At 42.5% G+C, this 24,968-nt stretch carries 14 protein-coding genes; 9 read left to right on the top strand and 5 right to left on the bottom strand.

The genetic code is table 11. The features are described from left to right. Positions 1-153: 153 nt before the first annotated feature. Positions 154-4,230, bottom strand: coding sequence for a two-component regulator propeller domain-containing protein (locus VXM68_RS20660; RefSeq protein WP_367209865.1), 4,077 nt, complete (start codon positions 4,228-4,230; stop codon positions 154-156). A gap of 440 nt (positions 4,231-4,670) precedes the next feature. Here VXM68_RS20660 and VXM68_RS20665 point away from each other — a divergent pair, with 440 nt between their 5' ends. The 9 genes from VXM68_RS20665 to VXM68_RS20705 all read left to right on the top strand — a co-directional run bounded on the left by VXM68_RS20665 (position 4,671) and on the right by VXM68_RS20705 (position 19,890). Beyond that, positions 4,671-7,853 (top strand): SusC/RagA family TonB-linked outer membrane protein, encoded by a 3,183-nt coding sequence (locus tag VXM68_RS20665; RefSeq protein ID WP_367209866.1) that lies wholly within the window; start codon positions 4,671-4,673, stop codon positions 7,851-7,853. 13 nt (positions 7,854-7,866) lie between these two features. Next, positions 7,867-9,765, top strand: coding sequence for a RagB/SusD family nutrient uptake outer membrane protein (locus VXM68_RS20670; RefSeq protein ID WP_367209867.1), 1,899 nt, complete (start codon positions 7,867-7,869; stop codon positions 9,763-9,765). A 25-nt stretch (positions 9,766-9,790) separates the two neighbouring features. Next, positions 9,791-10,987, top strand: coding sequence for a TonB-dependent receptor plug domain-containing protein (locus tag VXM68_RS20675; RefSeq protein ID WP_367209868.1), 1,197 nt, complete (start codon positions 9,791-9,793; stop codon positions 10,985-10,987). Positions 10,988-11,040: 53 nt separating this feature from the next. After that, the gene (locus tag VXM68_RS20680; RefSeq protein ID WP_367209869.1) at positions 11,041-12,669 is read left to right on the top strand and encodes a hypothetical protein; all 1,629 of its coding nucleotides are present in this window, start codon (positions 11,041-11,043) and stop codon (positions 12,667-12,669) included. 21 nt (positions 12,670-12,690) lie between these two features. Further along, the gene (locus tag VXM68_RS20685; RefSeq protein WP_367209870.1) at positions 12,691-14,454 is read left to right on the top strand and encodes a RagB/SusD family nutrient uptake outer membrane protein; all 1,764 of its coding nucleotides are present in this window, start codon (positions 12,691-12,693) and stop codon (positions 14,452-14,454) included. A 16-nt stretch (positions 14,455-14,470) separates the two neighbouring features. After that, entirely contained in the window at positions 14,471-15,496 is a 1,026-nt protein-coding gene (locus VXM68_RS20690; RefSeq protein ID WP_367209871.1) for a DUF5627 domain-containing protein, read from the top strand. Between the two features lie 23 nt (positions 15,497-15,519). Next, positions 15,520-17,214: an endo-1,4-beta-xylanase gene (locus VXM68_RS20695; protein WP_367209872.1), complete on the top strand. Its 1,695-nt coding sequence runs from the start codon at positions 15,520-15,522 to the stop codon at positions 17,212-17,214. A gap of 21 nt (positions 17,215-17,235) precedes the next feature. Continuing rightward, the gene (locus tag VXM68_RS20700) at positions 17,236-18,966 is read left to right on the top strand and encodes an RICIN domain-containing protein (protein ID WP_367209873.1); all 1,731 of its coding nucleotides are present in this window, start codon (positions 17,236-17,238) and stop codon (positions 18,964-18,966) included. 69 nt (positions 18,967-19,035) lie between these two features. Then, on the top strand, positions 19,036-19,890 hold the full coding sequence (locus VXM68_RS20705) for a sialate O-acetylesterase (protein ID WP_367209874.1): 855 nt from the start codon (positions 19,036-19,038) through the stop codon (positions 19,888-19,890). 133 nt (positions 19,891-20,023) lie between these two features. Here the strand turns inward: VXM68_RS20705 and VXM68_RS20710 are convergent, their stop codons facing one another. The 4 genes from VXM68_RS20710 to VXM68_RS20725 are packed head-to-tail and all read right to left on the bottom strand — an operon-like array spanning position 20,024 to position 24,960. Next, positions 20,024-21,166 (bottom strand): redoxin domain-containing protein, encoded by a 1,143-nt coding sequence (locus VXM68_RS20710; protein WP_367209875.1) that lies wholly within the window; start codon positions 21,164-21,166, stop codon positions 20,024-20,026. Between the two features lie 31 nt (positions 21,167-21,197). Further along, positions 21,198-22,646, bottom strand: coding sequence for a PKD-like family lipoprotein (locus VXM68_RS20715; protein WP_367209876.1), 1,449 nt, complete (start codon positions 22,644-22,646; stop codon positions 21,198-21,200). Position 22,647: 1 nt separating this feature from the next. After that, positions 22,648-23,454, bottom strand: a complete 807-nt coding sequence (locus VXM68_RS20720; RefSeq protein ID WP_367209877.1) for a DUF4843 domain-containing protein — start codon at positions 23,452-23,454, stop codon at positions 22,648-22,650. Between the two features lie 12 nt (positions 23,455-23,466). After that, complete coding sequence (locus VXM68_RS20725) at positions 23,467-24,960, bottom strand: RagB/SusD family nutrient uptake outer membrane protein (RefSeq protein ID WP_312330541.1); 1,494 nt, start codon at positions 24,958-24,960, stop codon at positions 23,467-23,469. Positions 24,961-24,968: the final 8 nt, after the last annotated feature.

The following is a 24,968-nucleotide window of genomic DNA, read 5'->3' on the forward strand; positions in this document are numbered from 1 at the left end:
AGCTCTCTAGCGATTGGTTATAAAACAAAACTATAGTTTTCAGCTAGATAGGATTGCAACAAATAAAAAAAAGAAGGGTAAAAATGTTTAAAACAGCATACCCTTCTAAAAAAATGATCTAAAACGACCTTTTAAACAACTATTATATACCGCTCACACAGATGCGCTTTTCTGCGATTGAATATATTCACTCGGTGTCATCTGATACTTAGCTTTGAATACTTTTGTAAAATAGTTTGGATTGGCAAATCCTGTTTCATAGGCAATTTCAGAAATGGACTTATCACTTTTTTCTAACAAGCTCGCAGCCTTTTCTAATTTTACTGAACGGATAAAATCTACGGGTGACATCCCCGTAAGTTCCAATAATTTGTTATACAAGGAAGCTCTGCTCATCAACGTATGGGCACTTAGCGCTTCCACCGATAATTGTGGATTGTCAACATTATCATGGACATACTTGAGTACTTTTTGTAAAAATTTATCCTTTTCGGATTCTATGGTGACATCTGGAGCCAAAATAGATACCTGTTTACTATAGACTTCCTTGAACGCCTGATTTAGCTGCAACAAGCTGTTAACCTTGGCGACTAGTACATCCATATCAAACGGCTTAGTCAGGTAACCGACTGCTCCCGACTCAAGGCCACAGACAAGTCCATTATCGACATGTGAAGCAGTCAGTAAAACGACCGGGATATGTTTTGTCCGTTTATCCTGAGCAAGCTTTTGCGAAAATTCCATACCATTCATATAAGGCATCTGTACATCGCTCACCACAAGATCGGGATGATGAAAAAGCGCCTTTTGCCAGCCGTCCTTCCCGTCAGTAGCTTCAATGATCTGGTAATGTTCTTTTAAGGATTCGGAGAGATAATACCTAAAATCTTCATCATCTTCAATAATCAATACTAGAGGACTCTGTCTAAGTTCACCAGGCTGTACCGACGTTATCGCTTCACAATCTGGCACCTCTTCATATTGCGGTTCAGCCTGATCCAACCACAGATCAAATTTAAAGACACTGCCACTGCCCGGTTGGCTGTCTACGGAAATCTCCCCATCGTACATCTGAACAAATGATTGGGCAATCGATAGCCCAATTCCAGAACCTTGACTTGCCACTTTACCCTCATTATCGTATTGGAAAAAGCTTTCAAATATGGACTTTTGAAGCTCCTCCGGAACTCCGATACCTGTGTCACGAACTTCAAGATTGACATGAAGCTTTTTATCGACCATATTTGCCATTGTTATACTCACGGCGATATCCCCACCCTTTTTTGTAAATTTAAAGGCATTATAGATCAAATTAAATAAAATACGTTCAATCTTATTGCGGTCAAAACGGCAATACAATTTTTCCTGACAGGGAATAAAGGAATAGTCTATACCTTTTTGTAAAGCCATATCCTGAAAGGAGCGGTATACTTCCTGTACAAATGACACCAATTCACCATCTTCGTCCTGCAATTTTAGCTCATGGTATTCCATTTTACGAAAATCGAGTAACTGATTGACCAAATTCAGTAACCGGCGGGCATTACGGCTGATCAAATTAAGCTGATCGCCCAGTTTAGCATCTTTACTTTTGGCCAATAACGCATCGATGGGCCCCATGATTAAAGAGATTGGGGTACGAAATTCATGACTCAAATTGGTCAAAAACCTGATCTTCATCGCATCCAACTGATGTTTGGTTTCAGCATCTCTTTTTTGCTGTTCAATAAGCTGCCTCGCCTGAATACGTTCCTGCTCAAGCGCAAATTTTTGCTTTAACTTTTGAATTCCTCGATGCCTGATAGACAAAAGTACTCCAGCAAAAGCAATTACATAAAATAAATAAGCATAAATTGTACGCCAAAAAGGTGGTGCAACGTGAATAGCTATCGATTTAATTTCCCTGTTCCAAATACCATCATTGTTACTTGCACGTACCTCAAAGACATAATCACCAGGATCTAAATTCGTGTAATAGGCGCTATTTTCCTTTCCGTTTCGAATCCAGTTTTTGTCAAAACCGACAAGGCGGTACTCATATTGGTTCTCTTCGGGCACCGTGAGATTCAGTGCAGCAAAAGAAATTGAAAAATTCTGCTTATACTTCAGATTGACACGATCCGCGGTCAAGAGCGATTGTTGTATTGGACCTTTGTCTGAAGGTTGAATAATCACATTGTCAATTTTTAGATTCGTTAGTGCCACCCTGGCAGGATTACTATTCGTTTTTAAATGAGCAGGATAAAAATGGTTAAACCCCTTCTGACCGCCAAAGTAAATTTCTCCATCATCTGTTTTCAACGATGCTCCAAGCATAAAAGCCCCTTCTTGTAATCCTACGGCATTTGAATAGTTTTTAAACTTATTATTTGCCGGAGAGTAACAACTCAATCCTTTATTTGTCGAAAACCAAATGCGCCCCATATCGTCTTCAATAATACTTTGGATCGCACCATTCACTAAACCATCTTTCTCGGAAAGAGTCTCAAACAATGTCTTCCCTTTTCGCAGTAAACCCACTCCATTTCCATTTGTTCCAACCCACAAATTCCCTTTTTTATCGGTGTGTACAGCTAATATATAATTGCTTGGAAGCTTACTTTTTGCTTTATCATACGTTACAGTATATTGTTTAATGGGGTCGTACATCACTAGACCCGAGCCATACGTACCAATCCACATGTTATGTTCTTGATCTTCCGACAGCGCACGTATAAAGTTCCCTGGCAACTCCATCCCATTATCTGACGGCTCCTCTCGCCTGTATTTTTTGACAATCCCACTTCCCTTTTGGATGATGTTTACACCACCTCCATTTGTGCCAACCCAGGTGTTTCCCTCGAAGTCAACTTTTAAACAAAAGATATCGTTATTATTTAAGTTATCTGTCCTATTGCCAACGGTGTACCGTTTGACATTTCCAGAAGTGAAATCATAACAAATAACCCCTTGCTGGTAAGTACCGATCCAAAGTTGATCGAGCTTTCTTTCCAAGGCTAGTACCGTAAGATCTTTAGGCAGGCTAGCAGAAAGTGCAAAAGGTGATAATCGATCAGCTGTTCGATCATATTTCCAAATGCCACCACCATCAACTCCCAAATAGATCTTATTTTGATAGGAAGCAAACGAGGTTACGATGGCCGGATCGCCATTCCTTCCTTCCAAAAAGTCAAGGCTTTTTAAACTAAACTGACTTAAATTGGTATCAAACTTATTTAAGCCCCCCTGAAAAGTACCAATCCAATAGATCCCGCTGCTATCCATACAAATCGAACGTATCGACTTATGAGAAAGGCTATGGACATTACTTGGGTCGGGCTTGAAGGTTCGAACAGTAAAATTATTGGTATGCAATACATCCAGACCATTATCCGTTCCGATCCATAATTCCTGCCTTTGATTGTAGCATAAGGTATAAACTCGGGGGCTGCTCAACGCTCCTTTTCCGACCTCCGATTTAAATTTCTTGAATTCAGTATCTCCAGGCGTCAGATATTTAAGTCCTAGCATAGATCCCATCCAAATCCTGCCTATATCATCTTCCGCAATGGAAGTAATATCAATACCATTTCCGTAACCATCCTGTTCCGAAAGCACCTCAAAACGCTTTATGGTCTTTAAGTTTGCTGATATACGGTATATTGCGTTCTCCGATGATACCCACATATTGTTATGTCTATCCCGGAATACGCAGCCCGTTACTTTACCGGCAAACGTTTCTAAAATGTACCTATAGGTGGGATCCATCTTCTTTTGTAGATCATTTACATCTAAAACATATAAAGCGCCATAAGAAGCAATCCAAATATTTCCATTCGCATCCTGGTCAATCGAATTGATTGCAGTACTCACCCATTTACCATCGGGTGTAAGATTATAGGAACGAATCCGGTCGGCTTCCCGATCATAATAACTCAATCCACCACCATTCGTACCGATCCATATCCGCCCCTTTCTGTCTTCCTTTAACGCCGAAATATGGTTAGCCATTAAACTATTCTCTTTATTGGCGTCATACCGGTAGACAGTGTAATGACGGCCGTCGAAGCGATTAAGTCCATCCTCTGTTCCCAACCAAAGAAAACCATAACTGTCGCGATAGATACTATAGATTGTATTGGAAGAAAGGCCATCCTTCGAATAATAGCGTTGAAAGGTTACGGGTTGGTTTTGCCCATAAGAAAAAAACGTCAACAACAGCCAAGTAAATAACAGTAATGTCCGTATCATATATTTAGGTGTGTAATCTGCAGCACAGAAAATCGATGCTCAACTGTCAACTAAATTATCAAATTAATACCTACTAAACTAGTCAAAACGATTATTTATGCTGTGTAGATGGCAATTTTTGACATTATTTCCCTTCATTTAAACATTCTTGCTATCCAAAAAATTTAACATTGGCTAGCTTTGATTTACAATTATAAACTGATTTGAAAGGCATCTCCTATTATTGGAAATTGCATCTCAATCATGCAACCGGTTGCGAAACAGTTATAATAGAGCATTTAACCAATTATAGTATACAATTTATGACAGTACCAGATGATCCTTGACTGTCCCCTCATTTCTATCAATATGAGTTAAGGGGATAGGGATACAAAAGTATCACGCCAATTAAAGAAAATTTAACCAATAATTCTTCAACCTATTATCAATCCAAAAATGCGATGATGATTATATATAAAATCACACGAGTAAGGCGTTGGAAAAAGCTATGGGGTATAGCTAAGCCATTCACTTTACTGCTTTTCCTACTTTACGTGGGGCAGGCAACACTCTTTGCACAGGCCAAAAGACAGATAAAGGGCATTGTCGTCGATAGTAACCATAAAAAAGTGAGCGGTGCATCCATCCGGGTAAAAGGCACATCGCTGGCCACGGCTACTGATGATAATGGAGCTTTTACAATCCAGGTCCCGGCAGATAATACTTTGTTGACTGTTTCTAAGCTAGGATATGCCAAAATAGAAGTCGATATCCACAATAAAAACACCATTGAAGTACAGTTAACCGATCAGTCAATCGAAATCGAAGAAACGGTAGTTGTCGGGTACGGTCGTCAGAAAAAGGAAACCGTTGTAGGAGCTATTGCGCAGACTTCCGGTAAAATTCTCGAGCGCGCAGGAGGTGTTTCCAGCGTAGGTGCCGCACTTACAGGCAATCTACCAGGCGTAATTACCACTGCAAGTACAGGTATGCCTGGCGAAGAGGATCCTCGTATTGTGATCCGCGGCCGTAGTACGTGGAATAATACCGACCCTTTAGTGATGGTCGATGGTGTGGAAAGACCGTTATCCGCGGTGGATATTAGCTCTATTGAAACAATCTCTGTCCTCAAAGATGCCTCGGCAACTGCTGTCTATGGTGTTAGAGGGGCAAACGGGGTTATTTTAATCACCACTAAGCGGGGTATAGAAGGACAAATGATGATACGGGGTACCGTCAACAACATTGTAAAGACCGTTTCCCAGCTTCCAGGCAAAATGGATTCTTATGATGCATTGATGCTACGGAACAAGGTAATAGAGTATGAATTGGGTATCAATCCTACAAGTTGGGCCAACTATTCACCGCAGGGTATTATCAATAAATACCGCTTTCCTGCTGACCAAACTGAACGAGAGCGCTATGTCAATACCAATTGGGCGAAAGAACTCTTTAAAAGCCAAGCATTTTCGCAAAACAGCAGTGTAAATATTGCCGGCGGCACCCCTTTTGTCAAATACTTTGCTAACGCGGATTACCTCTATGAAGGCGATATGTTCCGCCAGTTTGAAAATGCGAGGGGTTATAAAACGGGCTATGGTTTCAACCGCCTTAATGTGCGCTCGAATCTGGATTTCCAGCTAACGCCAACGACAAAATTTTCAACAAATCTAGCGGGCTCCCGTGGTGTCCGAAAAAGTCCATTTGGCGGCGGAAATCATTATTCATATTGGATTGCAGCGTACACCGTAGCGCCGGATGCTATTTATCCGCGCTATTCAGATGGCACATGGGGATATAATGCACTAAACCCGAATGCCGGCATAAACTCTGCCCGTGTGCTGGCCATCAGTGGAACGGAGTATACGACAACAAGTCGCATTACAAGCGATTTTACGCTCGAACAAGATCTTAAATTTTTAGCAAAAGGACTAAATGTACGTGGAACGCTGTCACTGGACAATACTTTCGTTGAAGGTAATCGCGGTATCAACGACGCGAATAACAATACCCAAACCAAGTGGATAAATCCCGAAACCGGACTTCCGACTTACCAGATCACTTCTGACGCTACCAATAGATTTGATTTTGTCGAAGGTATTGACTGGACAACAGGAGGCGGTGTTGTCGATAACAGACTTACTTATCGAAGATTATTCTACCAATTACAACTGAATTACGCAACTACAATTGCTCAAAACCACAATATTTCGGCGATGGGATTAGTCAACCGCAATCAATACGGAACAGGAAACACCGTTCCTTCCTACCGGGAAGACTGGGTATTCCGTACCACCTACAACTATAAAAACAAATATATGCTCGAATATAACGGTGCATATACTGGTTCAGAAAAATTCGCACCTGAAAATAGATTTGCTTTTTTTAACTCAGGGGGTATTGGCTGGTTGGTTTCAGAAGAAGAATTTTTAAAACCATTATCCTTTTTAAGTATGTTAAAGCTGCGTGGTTCTTATGGAGATATTGGTGACGACAGTGGTGGTGGGCAATTTCTCTATCTTACCCAATGGTCTTATGGCGGTACTTCAGGAATGGGTGTAGACGGTCGTTTTTCCTACTCCGACGGGAACACCAGCCCATATATCTGGTATAAAGAAAATATTCTTGGAAATCCAAATATCCGCTGGGAAAAAGTAAAGAAGCTAAACTTCGGTGTAGATTTTGGACTTTTCAATGGCCAGATTTCCGGAAAGGTAGATTTCTTCAAGGATCATAGGACGAATGTACTTATCACCGGCAGCGGGCGGTCAATTCCATCCTATTTCGGTGTTGAGGCCCCAACGGCCAACCTCGGGGAGGTAGAAAACAAAGGCTATGAAGTCGAACTGAAATTTAATAAGCAACTCAATCTTGATTGGCGGATATGGGCTGATATCAATTTTACCCACGCTAAGGATAAAGTCATCAATGCTGATGCAGCTGAATTGCTGCCAGAATATCAGAAACCAGATAACAAACAGGTAAATCAAACCTATTCCTATGTGAGCTCCGGATATTACAATACATGGGACGAACTTTATGGCAGCACCATTCACGAAAGCAATGACCTTGCAAAGCTTCCCGGCAATTATCACATCTTGGATTATAACGGAGATGGTATTATCGACGCCAAGGATAATATACCTTATGCCTTTCCTTCGGTTCCCCAAAACACCTACAATTTGACGATTGGGTTTGACTGGAAGAATTTCAGTATTATGACGCAGTGGTACGCTGTCAATAATGTCACCCGCCAAGTTGTCTTCAACAGTTTCGCAGGACAGCTTAATCTGGCCTACGATGAGGGCTCCTATTGGTCAAAGGATAATATCAATGCCGATGTGCCACTGCCGCGCTGGTTATCGCAACCGAGCGGTTATAACACCGGAAACAGGTATATGTTTGATGGCTCATACATTCGATTAAAGACTGCTGAAATAGCCTACAATTTTAATCGTGAATCGAGCGTAATCAAACGCATGGGCCTACAGAATTTGCGCCTATTCCTAAACGGAAACAATTTGATCTTCTGGTCGAAAATGCCCGATGATCGAGAATCCAATTATGCCGGTACAGGCTGGGCATCTCAAGGAGCATATCCTACCGTAAAACGGTTTAATCTAGGTGCAAACATTACTTTTTAAAGCAATTAGACAGATGAAAAAATATTTCAAGGTAATTTTTATAACGGGTGTGCTGTGGTCATCCACATCCTTACTCTCCTGCAATAAATATCTAGATAAAGAAGAGCAGTCCAACGTATCATCCAAAGAAGCATTCAAAAATTTTATAAACTTTCAGGGGTATACCGAAGAGCTGTATAACTGTGTAGTTAATTTCAGTAACAACTACTGGACCAACTCTTGGAACTGGGGCGAGGACGAAATAACTTCCACAGCAAACAATTTTCATTTCGTAAACAAAATAGACGAAGGTAATTTTTGGGGTTGGCAAAGAGACTTTGATGGTTGGGGAGCCGGTTGGATGGATCAGGGCGATTTTACCACCAGAAATGACGATGTATTCGCCAACCGCGCCTTCCGCGATTTATGGAGCGCCGCATGGTTTGGGCTTCGCAAAATAAGCTTAGGCTTAGAAAATATAGATAAACTGACCGAAGCAACACAAGAAGAAAGGGATCTGATCAAGGGGCAATTGTTATTTTTCCGAGGTTGGTTTCACCATCGACTAATGGAATATTTTGGCGGTATGCCTTACATTAATTATGTACTTCCTAGCGACGAAAAGCTTCGACTACCAAGACTGAGCTATCAGGCCTGTGCGGATCTTGCCGCAGCCGATTTTAGAGAAGCGGCCGACCTTTTGCCAATTGATTGGGATAATACAACCGCTGGAAAACGTACACTGGGTAAAAATCAGCTGCGCATCAATAAAATTATGGCGCTGGCCTACCTTGGTAAGAACTACCTTTGGGCAGGAAGTCCCTTAATGAACTTTCAGTCAACAGGAAGTAAGACCTATCACGCAGATTATTGTAAAAAAGCGGCTCAAGCTTTTGGTGAATTGCTCTCGCTTGTCGAAAGCGGCCAGACAAGTTATGCGCTGGTACCACTAGCCAATATCCATTTAAACTTCTATACAACGGGACAAAACTGGGCGATGCCAGGAAGTACAGAGGCAATCTTCAGGGGACCTTATATTGATGCCTGGGTATCTAATTGGGGGACCAGCAAACAGTACATCCCTTTAGAGGTTGGCGACGGCGACCTGAAGTTCAATCCGACCGCAAATTATGTCGACTACTATGGCATGAAAAGTGGCTTACCGATCAAGGACATTACCAAGTCCGACTCGGAATCGGGATATAATGCCGAATACCCTTGGAAAGATCGGGATCCACGCTTTTATAAGGACATTATTTTTGACGGCACAAAGGTCGTTCAGGGAAACATGTCCGCGTCAGAAGAGAAAAACCGCAATGCCAATCTATACACAGGCGGAAGCTATCGAGATACCCGTACTGGCAGTCAGACAGGCTATGTCTTACGCAAATTTATCCCTTTGACAGCCAATAAATATGATCAAGCTTATAGTTACGGAACCACGCTTCATATTTACGTCCCTTACATGCGCCTTGCCGATGTTTATTTGATGTATGCAGAAGCAGCCATGATGGCTTCCAATTCGGCCACGGGCAAAGCAGACAATTATGGTAAAACCGCTGTCGACGCTATCAATATCATACGCGACCGGGCTGGCGTGGGACATGTAAACAGTAAGTTTCTTGGCTCTGCCGAATCCCTGCTTCCCGAGTTACGCCGCGAACGCGCTGTCGAACTTTCTTTCGAAGGGCACCGCTTTAATGATCTGCGCCGCTGGTTGTTGCTGACAGAAGCTCCATATACCTTAAAAAAAGCGGTTTTCTTTGATCGAGCAGGCGTATTTAACAACCAAGATCCATCTCAAAATCGTGTCGTCAATATTCAAGAGAATATCATTTTGGAACGCAAATTCACGAGCAAACACTACTGGTTGCCACTAAAAGTCAGAGATGTCAGTATGTATCCCGAGTTCTATCAGAACCCAGGCTGGTAACAAGTTTCATTTAATCATTCAAAAAATGAAGTACAAAAAATTAACGATAGCACTATGTCTTGGATTAAGCTGGATCGCCACCACTGAAGGAATGGCCAAAGCATCGCATGATCCAAACGTAATAACAGATAGAAATATATTCCGTGAATTGTTGAGAGCCGCAGTTCCAGACAGTAGCGGCACAGATAGTACATCAATTGTACAAGTCGCATTCCGCAAAGTTCATAAAAATGATCTCATGGGCAATGTTCAAACCATCAACATTCCTCAATTGCTCGATAAGAGCTATAATACCTATAGTCTAGAAAATCTCGATGCATTTATTCCAGGTTATAATGGAAATATTTGGGGAATGAGCGGTTATTTGGTCTTAGTGGATGGATTTCCGCGCGATGCCAACAATGTGATGCCCACAGAAATCGAGCAGATCAGTGTGCTAAAAGGAGTCAATGCCATTGCACTTTATGGGAGCCGGGCGGCCAAAGGCGTCATCAGCATTAGCACAAAACGTGGAATGGCCGGGGGCCAGAAGATCAAAATCAGGGCGAATGCTGGTATCAACGCTGCGATAAGCTATCCGCAATACCTGGGCTCAGCAGAATATATGACATTGTATAACGAAGCCCGACAAAATGATGGATTAACACCGCTTTATAGCGCTGAAACGATCTATCAACACGCAGCTGGAACAAATCCCTTTCGCTACCCTAACGTCGATTACTATTCATGGGACTATATTAAAGATCATTACAACCGCTACGATGCGACTGCCGAAATATCAGGGGGCAACCAGCGGGCGCAATACTATACCAACTTTGGATTCTGGTCAGAAGGAGCTATGCTCAATTTTGGACAAGCGAAGAAAAATGGTGGTGCCAATAGATTTAATATGCGCGGTAATATAGATGTCAAAGTCAGTGACCTCATCTCATTAAATGTAGATGCAGCAGCCAGTTTCTATGTTTCAAAAGGAGTAAATGCTAACTATTGGAATGAAGCAGCCACCATACGCCCACATCGCTTCTCCCCCCTCATCCCGATTGATATGATTGAAGAAGGAGATATCAACTCGATGGTCTATGTCAACAACAGTAATTTTCTTATCGATGGCAAATATCTCCTGGGGGAAGTCAGCTCGACCAAACCAATGCTTTTGGAAATATTTATGCCGGTGGCACAAATCGTGATCTCAACCGGCAGTTTCAATTTAATACGGGTTTGAATTTTGACTTGAAAAATATACTGCAAGGCCTAGTTTTTAAAACTAACCTCGCCGTGGACTATCAGTCAAATTACAATCAGTCCTACAACAACAATTATGCAGTATATCAGGCATCATGGAATAACTACGATGGAAAAGATCGAATCAGTAGCCTCACAAAATATGGCGATGACCGCATTTCAGGTATCCAGAATATCAGTGGTAGTACCTATCGGCAGACCATAGGACTCAATGGCTCCCTGAACTTTAATCGCACCTACAATAGCAATCACCATGTTTCGGCAATCCTTTTGGCCAATGCGTTTCAGATCGCTGCCTCCGGCAGCTATCATAAAGTCAGCAATGCTAACCTAGGGCTACAATTAGGCTACAACTATTCAAGCAAATATTATGTTGACTTTAGTAGCGCTTACAGCCACTCTGCAAAATTACCACAGGGAAACAGGCAAGCCCTATCCCCTACACTGGCACTTGCCTGGCGTTTGTCTAAAGAAAACTTCCTCGCCAACAATAGAATCGTCAACGAGTTAAGATTGTCTGCTTCAGCAGGTATTCTAAACACCGATCTGGACATTAGCGATTATTACCTTTATCAAGGCTATTATACCTACAACGACGGAGCTTGGTATAGCTGGGCAGATGGTGCATTGGTGCACTCTTTTGACCGACGAAGAGGCGACAATCCAAACATGAAGTTTCCAAAACGCAAGGAATTTAATGTCGCCCTGGAAGGGGGGCTTTACGATAACCTGATCACGTTCAGTACCGGTTACTTTTTTAATCGCATGAGCGGCGGTTTGGTACAGGCCACAACCCAATATCCCATGTATTTCATGACCGGTTGGCCCGTTTACTCGGATCTTCCTTATATCAATTATAACATTGACGAACGTCGGGGAATTGACTTTGGCATCAATCTGAACAAACAGATCAACCAAACGTTTGTATCGCTGGGTTTCAATGGCATGTATTATACAACAAAAGCAGTCAAAAGGGACGAACTCTATCAGTTTAGCTATCAAAATAGAGCCGGAAAACCGCTAGACGCCATTTGGGGCTTACAGCACGACGGTTTTTATATGAGCCAGTCCGATATTGACAATTCGGCCTTCTCCTCCTTTGGTGAAGTAAAACCCGGTGATATAAAGTATAAAGATCAAAATGGAGACGGCACCATTGATACGCGAGACGAAGTATATTTGGGCAAAGGTGGATGGGCGGGGTCGCCACTTACACTCGGACTGAACCTAACAGTGAAATGGAACAACTTAACCTTATTTGCAGCTGCTACAGGCCAGTTCGGTGCTAAGGCCATGAAAAACAGTTCGTATTTTTGGGTGGATGCAGAGGATAAATATTCGGTGGCCGTGCGTGACCGTTGGACCGAATCGACCAAAGAGACTGCAACTTACCCACGCCTAACCACATTTAACAGCGACAATAACTTTCGAAGCTCAGACTTTTGGCTTTATAAGAACGATCGTATCAATTTGTCCAAAGTGCAGCTTTCCTATGATTTTCCCAAACATATACTCAGCTCCAAATTTATCCACGAACTGGGAATTTATGCCAATGGATCCAATCTGTTGATGATTGCAAAGGAAAAAGAAACCATGCAATTGAATATTGGACAAGCGCCCCAAACCCGATTTTTCAACGTCGGCCTTAAGGCTTTATTTTAATCATGAATAGTTAAAAAGAGAATGATGAAAAAAATACTAATGATAGCTATCCTGAGCAGCCTGTTATTTTCTTCCTGCGATGATATGTTTGAGCCTACTCTAGAGAACAATCTCGAAATTGAAACGGCCAATAGCCGTCCTTTGTATGCCCAGGGACTGCTCTTAAATGGATATAACCGGATTCCGAGCAACAGTTACAGCTTTGACGATGTATCAACCGACAATGCGGTGAGCAACGACAAGAACAATACTTTTCTAAAAACGGCAACCGGACAGTGGACAAGCATAAACAACCCTTTCGATCAATGGCGCAACAGTTACGCAGCTATCCAATATCTAAATAATTTTCTGTCCTTAACCGATCAAGTAGAATGGGCAATGGAACCAAAAGTCAGCGCCCTATTCAACGACCGGATGAAAGGCGAAGCCTACGGTCTTCGTGCGCTATTTATGTTCCATCTTCTACAAGCACATGCCGGCAAGTCAAGTACAGGAGAAATAATGGGCGTACCCATTCGTTTGACTCCCGAGACCGTCAATTCGGATTTCAATCAACCTCGAGCCTCATTTGAAGCCTGTATGCAGCAGTTATACGATGATATAAAAAATGCAGAGGACCTCCTCCCAATGGATTATGAAAATATAACCAGCGATAGCCAAGTTCCAGCCAAATATGCAGGATCTATAAACGCCAATGATTACAATCGCGTATTTGGCGATACTTTTAAACTACGGATGACCAAACGCATCGCACAAGCTATCCGAGCTAGAGCAGCGCTGCTAGCTGCCAGCCCAGCATACAGTGAAGGGAGCAAAACCACTTGGGAACAAGCCGCAAACTATGCGGGACAGGTCATTCAAGCCAAAGGCGGAGCCAGTGGCATCGATCCTAAAGGATTTACCTGGTACAATAAAGACGTAATCGATGGCCTGACCTCTGGATCCAATCCAGCCGAAATTATTTGGCGCACTGACAAAGGAAATAGCAACAGCATGGAACAAGACCATTTTCCGCCCACCTTATTTGGAAGAGGGCGACTCAATCCAACACAAAACCTGGTCGATGCCTTCCCTATGGAGAATGGCTATCCCATTAGCGATGCCAATTCGGCTTACAACAAGGCCAATCCTTACGACAAAAGGGATCCCCGATTAAAAACCTATATCATTGTCAATGGAGCAACAGCAGGGGTCAGCAATACAGCGATCAATACAACAGCCAATAGTGCAACAAATGACGGCTTAAACAAAGTGGAAACCTCCACACGGACGGGGTACTACCTGAAAAAGCTCCTGCGTCAGGATGTCAATCTCAATCCATCATCTTCAACCCAGCAAATGCATTTCAACGCTCGTATACGCATGACAGAAATGTATCTAGCCTATGCCGAAGCAGCTAATGAAGCTTGGGGACCTACCGGCATGGGAACCTTTGCGTTCTCTGCCTACGATATCATTAAAGCTATCCGCAGGCGTGCAGGTGTAGGCACCAACAATGGCGATCCATACCTCGAGCAAGTAAAAAACAATAAAGATCAAATGCGGCAGCTGATCCGAAACGAACGCCGACTGGAGCTATGCTTTGAAGGATTTCGCTTTTGGGATCTACGCCGCTGGAAAATGGACATCAATGTCGCCGCCAAGGGAATAAACATCACTAATAATAACTATACCGAAATACCTGTAGAAAATAGAGTCTATGAAAACTATATGAATTACGGTCCAATTCCCTACAGTGAGGTACTTAAATACAGTAATCTTATACAAAATATAGGTTGGAATTAAACTTAACAAGCACACGATGAAAAAGATCAATATCCTCTACGCAATGGCATTAGTTAGCTTGGCGTCTTGCAAAAATAATGATTGGGAGTTCCCAGACTTTGAATTTCAATCGGTGTACTTCGCCTATCAGACACCCGTCAGAACGTTAACGCTGGGCGAAGACATTTTTGACAACAGCCTCGACAACCAGCATAAGGTGAAAGTCATGGCAACCACTGGAGGAGTATACAACAATGGAAAAGACATCCGTATCGATTTTGTTGTCGACAACAGCCTTACGAATGGCCTTAGCTATCCAAACGGGCAGGCAGTTACCGCATTACCCAACAATTACTACCAGCTTAGCAGCAATCAAATTAACATCCCAAGTGGTAGTCTCACAGGCGGTGTTGAAGTGCAACTGACTAACGCATTTTTTGCCGACTCAAAATCCTTGGAAACCTATTACGTACTTCCTCTAAGGATGACAAAAGTGGTTAACGCCGATTCCATCCTCTCCGGTAAAACGTCGCTACAGACTGCCAATAGGGCTATTGTATCCGATTGGGATGTCGCACCAAAAGATTTTATCTTTTATGCACTCAAATATATCAATCCCTGGCACGGCAATTACCTGCGTCGGGGTACCGACCAGATCGTGGGCAAAGGTGCTAACGGCAACCTGACTAAAAATGTCGTCAGGCACCAGACTTATGTAGAAAAAGATGAAGTCAAAAGCGTCAATACAGCAGCACTTAAAAAGTCGATTTTGCCGCTATCTTTTAAGGGAGCTGATAATGTTAATATCACTGTCAATCTGAACTTAACTTTTGATGACGATAATAATTGCAGTGTTAGCTCAGGCAGCGCGGGAATATCTGCGTCAGGGACCGGAAAGTTCGTCAAACGGGGCGAAAAAAATAGCTGGGGCAATACAGACAGAGATGCACTTTATTTATCCTATACGATTGATATGGCACAAATGACTGTCACAAGCAAGGATACCCTCGTGATGCGGGACAGATCTGTCAAAATGGAAACTTTTACACCCATCAAAAAGTAGTATCAAATCAATTATGAACCGCGATGAAAAAAATCAATAAAACTATCGTCATCCTACTTTCGCTCGGCACCGTATGGAGTTCCTGTTCCAAATATCATGCCCTGGAATACGCTGTCGACAAACCAGAGAAAGTAATTGAACAAGAAGATATAAATGCCTACAATCCCCTAAAAAGTTATTTAGACAAGGAGGCAAACCCAGGTTTTAAGCTTGGTGTAGCGCTCAATATAAACGACTATTTAAACAAAGGGGTGCTTTACCGTCTGTCTAACCGTAATTTTGAGGAAATGGTCATGGGCTATGAAATGAAGCATGGCTCCATTGTGCGGGCAGACGGTAGCCTCAACCTATCCCGTGTGGAGCAGCTTATCACGTCCGCACAGGAAAACAATATGGCTTTATATGGGCATACGCTGTGCTGGCACTCGGGACAGAATGCGGCCTATCTCAATAAATTAATAGCACCTGTGGAAATACCAGGTTCCGACGGGCCAGCCCTAGCTGGTCATGCTTTAAAAATGACCAATCCTTCCGTTGTGAACCCTTGGGAAGCACAGACAGCCCATGCCATTAATTCCATCGAGGTGGGGAAAGAGTATGTCTTAAAGATTGTCGCCCGGGGCAATAAAGCAGGTAACCTAAGCATTGATTTGCAGACTTCTTCCAATTATACTGGTGACAATATGGGCTCATTAGCATTAACGACGAGCTATAAAGAGTACGAACTCAAAGCTACCGCGACTGCCGAAAGAGATCGTTTTATTATCAATTTCGGCCAATACGACGGTACTATATTCATCGACAAGGTTGTGCTCAAAAAGACCGGTAGTTCAGCTAATCTGATTGCTAACGGAGATTTTGAAAGCAATATCGATGGCTGGGGCGGCTGGGGAAACAACTCCACTAGAGCACAGTCAGCGGATGGTGAGGGCTATGGCAGTCCCGGAGGCTATAGTATTGAAAAAACACCGGCAGAGAAAGAAACCATACTCACCAAAGCGCTGGAGACATTTATTGCTGGTATGCTGGAAAAAACCAAAGGTTACATAAAAGCCTGGGATGTCGTCAACGAACCCATGTCCGACTGGCCAGACCAATATGCTTTAAAGACCGGAATCGGAAAAACCGATTTGGCGGATGACGAATTCTATTGGCAAGATTATTTAGGAAAAGATTATGCCGTAAAAGCCTTCCAGCTTGCCCGCAAATATGGCAATGCCAACGATCTCCTATTCATTAATGATTATGGCTTAGAAGGCAGTGGTAACAAATGTAAGGGGCTGATTGCCTATGTCAGCTACATCGAAAGCAAGGGGGTTAAAGTAGATGGGATCGGTACCCAGATGCACATCGATATCAATACCAGCAAAGACAATATCGTCAGTATGTTCAATCTATTGGCCTCCACCGGTAAGATGATCAAAGTATCCGAGCTGGACATCGGCTTAGGAAATGGCATCAAAACTAGCAATGCCACGGTTGAAATGTATCAGAAACAAGCTGACCTGTACAGGTATGTCGTTGAAAAATATCTGGCAATCATTCCAAAGGATAAGCAATACGGTATTACCATATGGAGCCCATTGGATAGCCCCGATCAGGAGAGTTCATTCTGGCGCCGCGGAGAGCCGGTTGGTTTATGGACCGAAGGATTTGTTCGAAAGCCAGCCTATCAGGCTGTCGCTGAGGCATTGGTAGCTAAAAAACAAGATCATTAATCACCCTTAAATATTTAAATTATGAGAACAAACAACATGTGGTTACTGGTGGTCTTATTAACGACCCTCCTTTTCAGCTGTTCGCGGCTGGAAGAAAAAGCGCTAACTAGCGAATCCGAAAGAAGTCTTAAATCCAATGTTTCTGTGCAAGCCGTTACAAACTGGCCTCGCCCAACTCCAACATTACATGTAGGAGGAAAGTACCTCAAAGATCCCTGCGACAACAACATCGTCCTTCATGGGGTCGCCATTACTCCCAGCCCTTGGTTCAACGGCTGTCAGTACGGTGCCAACTCGGGCTACTGTACCTGGGATAACTACAATGTACAAGGTGCCCTCAACTACAACAAAGCCGTCATTGACAAACTCACTAGTGCAGCCGATGGTTGGTACCTGAATTATATTCGTCTTCACATCGACCCTTATTGGACCAACGATCCAGGAGCGCCTATTCCCGAAAACGACATCTCAAGGTTTAACTATAATCGCTTGGTTACCTACACCAACCAGGTTATTATTCCTTTGATTAATCACGCCCGTAGCCGAGGTATGTATGTTATCTTGCGTCCGCCGGGGGTATGCCCGCACCGTATTGCAGTAAACGATGCGTATCATACGTATCTGAAGACAGTATGGACTTTTCTTTCGCAACATGCTTCACTGAAAAATGCAGACAATGTGATGTTTGAATTGGCCAACGAGCCCGTTGAAATATTGGGAACAAATGGCTCCTGGGGGATGACCGGCAATGAGCATTTTGCTGCGCTGAAAAATTTCTTCCAGCCTTTGGTAAATATTATCCGTAACAACGGTGCCAATAACGTATGTTGGATACCCGGTACCGGTTGGCAGTCCCATTACCAAGGCTATGTCAATAACCAGATTACCGGCGGTAACATCGGCTATGCGGTACATATATATCCGGGATACTGGGGTGGTGTCAATACCTATCAGGCCTTTCAAAATGCCTGGAATACCAATGTGAAACCTATTGCTGACATTGCGCCGATTGCCATTACAGAGACAGACTGGGCTCCACAAGGATATGGTACCTTCGGAACAGGCTCCACAGGTACCGCCGGAGGCAACGGCTTTGGTGCAAATTTAAAGTATATCGTGGATCAATCCGGCAATGTGAGCTGGAATCTTCTCGCTCCGGATAACCTGCTCCACAAAGGTGATCCCAATGGTGGCACAGCTTACAACAACGATTGGGAAGCGTGTGCAGCACCTAGCAAACAATGGTTTCAGCAATATGCTGCCTCCAATTATCCGATGTCTAACTGCAATGTCACGAGTCTGGTCAATAATGGAATTTACGAGATTGAATTCCAAACCGACGCCAATAAAGTCCTTGATTTAAAATCAGGTCAGGATGCCGATGGTGCTGTACTCAGACCCTGGACTAGGAATGGTGCAAATGCACAGCGCTGGGTAGCGATCGATGCCGGCAATGGATACTGGCGCTTTGTATCCAAAGCGAGTGCGAGCAATCGTTGCATTGATCTAGCCAGTAACAGTAATGCACTCGGAACCTCCATCCGCCTCTGGCAGAGTTACAGCAATGATGCTCAGACATGGAAGGTAACGGCTGTAGCAAATGGATATTACAAAATCGTATCAAAAGTCGATGCCACACGCGGATGGGATATCCCCAGCTGTACAATGGATGGGAACTCCAACCTGCAGCTTTGGGACTACTACGGTACATCCTGTCAATTGTTCAAATTCAAATTTATAGCGATGAACTAAAGAATATCTTTTCGCGGTAAGCTGTGCTTACCGCGAAATATCTTAATTTTAGAAATATAAAAAAACTCCATGATGCAACAAACACCATTTAAAATCTTGCTATTCATCTTCCTGCTGGGAAACGTTTTAGGAACAGCAGCTTTCGCTCAAGACAACAACTTTCATATATACCTTTGTTTTGGACAATCCAATATGGAGGGGCATGGTCAATTCGAACCACAGGATACCATCACCAATAGTCGGTTCCATGTACTTGCGGCAGTAGACTGCCCCGAATTGGGAAGGCAGTATGGCAAGTGGTCTCCCGCCCGTGCACCACTCACGCGCTGCCATACAGGACTTACACCTGCAGATTATTTCGGCAGAACGCTTATAGAAAATCTTCCTGAAAATATCGAGATCGGTGTCATCAACGTTTCGGTAGGTGGCTGTCATATTCAGTTATTTGATCAGGACAGCACGGCCAGCTATGTGGCAAAGGCGCCGGAGTGGATGAAATCCATGCTTGCAGCTTATGACAACAACCCGTATCAAAGACTTGTAGCATTAGCCAAGATAGCACAACAGAAAGGTGTAATCAAAGGCATCTTACTTCATCAGGGCGAATCCAACACTGGCGATCGCGAATGGCCTAATAAAGTAAAAAAAGTATATGAAAATTTACTGCACGACTTGCACTTGAAGGCAGATGAAGTGCCCATACTGGCAGGCGAACTCCTATCGGCCGAAGCCGGAGGCAAATGCGCAAGCATGAACAGCATCATCGAAACCTTGCCCGCCACTGTACCGACAGCCCATATTATATCATCCGCAGACTGCGAAGGGATAAGCGATGGATTGCATTTCAGCCCCACTGGGTACAGAAAACTGGGCAAAAACTATGCGGCAAGCATGCTTAAATTATTAACAGAAGCAACGAAATAAAAAAAGCTAGGGAATCAATCCCTAGCCTCAAAACATAACCCGCGATACAGCTGCTCGTCAATATTGCCATTTCTTCCAAAAAATATTATCCTTTTTAGGATTAAAGGCAACACCAATACGGTGCATCTGACCATTAATTATCAAAAATTTTGGCCAACTCCTGGTGTAACTGTTCACCTTTAATATTGATAGCAACAATATTTCCTTGAGGATCCACCAGATAATTTTGCGGTACTGCCCGCACACCATACAATACAGCTGCCTCATTGCTCCAACCCTTTAGATCTGAGACATGGACCCAAGGCAAGCCATCATCTTTGATCGCTTTTAACCAAGCATTTTTCCCCTTTGTATCATCCAAAGATACTGCAAGTACTTCCAGCCCCTCACTTTTGTATTTGTTGTAGGCCTTCAACAAGTTAGGATTTTCGGCACGGCAGGGACTACACCAGCTCGCCCAAAAGTCGATCAGTACATATTGACCTTTAAAGTCGGATACCTTAACCATTTTCCCCTCCGTATCGGGCTGTGAAAAATCAGGTGCTTTATGACCAACTTTCACACTTCTCTCTGCCAAGAAACGAGCCTCAAGCTGTCGCCCATTCGTGGTCTGACGCACCTCTTTGGACAGCTTCAAAAATATTGGCTCGATCTCGCTGAGCTTGCGTTTATTGGCCGCATCAATAAGTGCATCCACCGCAAAGATCGAATTGGGGTTTTTAGCAGCAAATGCAAGCTCTTTTACCCGTCGGGCTTCAAACCGCGCTTCAAACTTCTCATGGATAGCCTTATACTGTTCATTGGCATCAGGAGCATCTTGTTTCACAGCCCCAAAGGCCTTGTTCCCGGCATCAATGATATCCATGAAACCACCGCCAATCTCCTTTAAATATGCAACGTAAGCATTATGCAACGGCGATCCTTTTACGGCAGCAGTACGCAGCGAATCTTTGATAGCTATATTGTAGGTTTCATTGCCTAAATAGAAGTATAAACGGTCGCCAATATTCTGTGCGACTAATTTCCCCTTACTGTCTTGATCAAAAACCATCCTGGAGTAAGACGGCTCCTCTACTGTTCCTTTGAAACTAAATCTGCCGTCCACGATAGCCGATGAATCCGATGCTGGAAATCCATCTTTTATATAATCCAGATACACTTTTTTACCATTAAAAGCTTTTGGGGCACTTCCGTTGATCTGGAAATTAGCTTGCTGCGCAAAGGATGTCATAGGCAAAAATGCCAGTGCTAAGGCAACTATTTTTAAAATTTTCATATTTTTTGATTTATTTAAATACGTTTTAATGTTACTTTCTCCAAGTTATATCCACCAAATCGCCTGGAATCCCATCAATTTTCTTGATAAGTTCACCATTTTTCCCAACCTGTACAGCCAAGTAGTAAAGCGATCCCCCAGCGCCAACAATCAGCGTTTCCTCACTTTCATCAAATTTTAATAATGTAACTGTCGATTTGAAAGCCATTTGCAATTCCTGTACTTGTTCATTCAATGGGTTATACCTAAAAACTTTATCCTGATAAGCAATATAAATATAGCCTACACGGCTCGCCACCATTTTTGTATCTGCATGTATCCACTCGGAATGAGAAAACAGCTTTTTCTGTAATGCTTCAAACTTAAATTCCCGCACAAAATCCGTCTTAAATTTAAGTTCATATATTTTACCTGCATCATCTTTCATATACGCATAGATATCCGAGCTATTAATCTGCACCATCTGTATAAGGTCCATTTTCACATTCGTAGGATCAAATACTTCTGCGCCAACCGTGCTGTATTGCGTACCAAAATACATCGCGCCTCCGTACAGGTTAATCCGTACAAACTGTCTCTTATTACGTTCATAAGCTGTAATAAAATGGTCATTCTGTACCTTCGTAACAATAAACTTTGGTGCCAAGACATAATTTCCATCTGCAGGTGTGCCAAACATGCCGTAAGTATTACTTTGATTCCAGGTGCTGGTAGCCCCACCATAAAATTTACCACCGATGACCCCAAGTAGCACCCCTTGCTCATACATTTGCAAATCCCCAACGTCGATATTTTCTGGTGGTAAGAAAAAGTTTTCTTTCAGTGTACCGGGTTTAACCTTTTCCTTTTTAAGCTCTTCCAACGTCATACGAACCCCACCATGCTTCCCTATATACCAATACGCTAATGGAGTATTGGCAATAGTGTGATTGGCATAAATAATATGAAGCGGATCTGATGGCAGCACCTCATTGTTAATAATTTCATAAATATTTGGCAAAATGGAGTTATCAGGTTTTATGAAAGTAAGTTTGCCTACGCCCTTGTCGTTCGATAGCACAAGCGAACCTTTGGAAAATTCAGTAATTCCTTGAATATAGAAATCATGGAAATACTTCATATTATTGCTATGATTTGAAATGGTAAACCTCACTTTATATCGATTTGCTCCTAGCCCAAACGCCAAGCGCAAAGTCGCCCCCCTGTAATGATTGACCTCCGGATCAATGGCCTCTGGCGCACTAATTTGCCAATCGTACGATAGATTGCTCAGCTCTACACCCGTTATTTTCGGCTTAATGATTAAACTATCACCGACACGAACTTCATAAACTGTATCCAATCCCTGAACAATAGGTTCATGGGGAATATCTATCGAATAATTCCCCTTATCCTTGTAACAACCGTAAAAAAGGTTGCAAATTAAAAGGATAAAACTACAGTTAATTATTGCAGTTAGCTTAAGTTTGTTGACTATCATATTATCTCAACTCCTTTCCATTTTCATCGATAAAGAAATACTTACCAGTGGCATTATTTCTCTTAATTAATATTTTCCTACCAGGATTATTAATAGGATAAAATTCATATGTTTCGCCATTATCTTTTGTGGTTAGTGCATAACCTTTTTCCGGATGATCGATAACCCATTTAAATGGATCATTCAACATAGCTAGTAAAAGATTGACAAAATATAGATTTTTAGGGGCATCTAAGCCGTTCGTGGTGAGCGACTTCTGTTCAGTTGCAATGTAAAATAACTGATGTTTCACCTGAGAATAATTATTCAACCAATTGTCCCACCAACTTGGACGTTCCAATTTTGCGGATAAAACCAATTTGACACGAATAAGATCGGGATTTCGGATACCGAAATCTGAATTTTCTCTCAATTTGATGATCAACGATACGGCACGATCCTCCAGATCCTTTACATTATGAACAATAATTGGCAAGTAAGCTCGACCTTCTTCTGCCTTTAGGGTATATGCCGTTTCTAGTTTGTCATAATGGATCCCCATCTTCGCCGTAGATGAATCGGCCACAATATAGGCCTCATATTTTCGAGGTTTAGCATCGCGATAGCCCATAATCTTTACAGGAAAATACACTGTATCACTCGATTTTTCCAAATCATATGCAAAGGTGTAAATGATACTATCCCGATCGGCATCATTCAGGTCAAAATAAACGTTTGCTGGCTGATCGTAGGTTATCAAGCTTGCTTTTTTACAAGAAAACAGCAAGAGCATACCTAATAACATAAATAAAATAGGGTTAAATTTCATGTAATTATCTTTTTAACGTTGTCCATAAATAATCTCATCATCGGGAAGCGGCCATACAAAAATTTCCTGTCTAGCCGGAATAACCTCACCATGTTGGCCATTGATCGGTAAATTCAACCGCTTATAGAGATAAAACAATTGCCCTTCAGCATACATTTCTTTTCGGTATTCTTTGACTAGTTCGCTGATAAATTGATTCTTTGTACTAACTTGCAATTTCTTCCCGATCTCGCGGTGTTCCCTCACCTCATCCACTAATGCTAGCGCTTTAGTGGGATTACTGTCATAAGTACATTCAGCGGCGATGTAATACATTTCACTTAATTTGATCGCAGGAGCGACCAAATAATGTAGATTAGCGCTAAAACTGTCACTAAATGAGTTTCTCCTAAACTTCAGAAGTACAGATGCCCGTTGCGTCCCCAAACTCCTGCTTTCAAACCACTGGGTGAATCGTATATCTGTGCCCCCATCGCCAGCAACATTATAGATGGTTCGCGTTTCATCTTCGTCCAAATACATCCCTACCGTTCCGTCCACAAACCAGTCATTATTATAAGTTCCGCTCATGGCAGGGATATACCAAGCAAAAAGCAATTCCTTATAAAAAATGCGATCTTTCTTATCAGGTTCTAAAGCCAAAAAATCTGTTTTATTTGTCCACGGAAATTTGTTCGCAGTGATAACCTCGTTGGCATGTGCTAAGGCTTTCACCTGATCGCCCTGATACAAATAAATTCTAGCTAGCAAACCACAAACAGCGAAATAATTCAATCGGTGTCTTCTATTTTGTAAAAATAGCTCACTGCTATTTAACTCTGAATTTTTTAAAGTATCTGTTATAATTGGATAGCCTATCAGATAAGAAGGCTGCCTAATGGGATCTACTTTCAGGAGATCTTTCGCTATTTCCAGATCCCGAATTGCAGAGTCTAATACTTGCGCCACCGTAGAAAGCTTGGTCGATTTATTTGAATAGCTTGTTACATAAGGAATGGCGTCGGACGTGCTGTTTAGCATCGGGGAAGGAGCAAAGAGTCGAAGCGCATCAAAATGAAGATAGGCGCGCAATGCCAAAGCTTCACCTTTAATCAATGCGTAGTTATTGCCAACAAATAGTTTCTGCTTCTTATCAATCTCTTCTAAAATTAAATTCGCATTTACAATCCCGTTGTACAGGCCTTTCCAAATGTTATCCTTCCTAGTAATAAAATTAGCGTCTTGATATTTAATTTTTTTAGTCTCCTCATACCTTAATTTATCACCACTGGCCATGACATAATTTTGAGCCAAAACCTCTGGCGTTCCTATGGTCAACTCCAATCCGTACAAGTCACTCTTTGACGCCCGCGTATACACACCTAACAATGCCTCTTTGAACCCATCCTCAGTAGAAAAAAGCACATTTTTGTCCACATCACTTTCTGGTTGGATATCCAACCATTTAGCGCAGGAAAATAAGCTCAATGTGGATATCAATATTAAAATTTTATGAATATTTTTCATGTTGTCTA

It is taken from the genome of Sphingobacterium sp. R2 (genome assembly GCF_040760075.1).
In the GTDB taxonomy this organism is placed as follows: Bacteria; Bacteroidota; Bacteroidia; order Sphingobacteriales; family Sphingobacteriaceae; genus Sphingobacterium.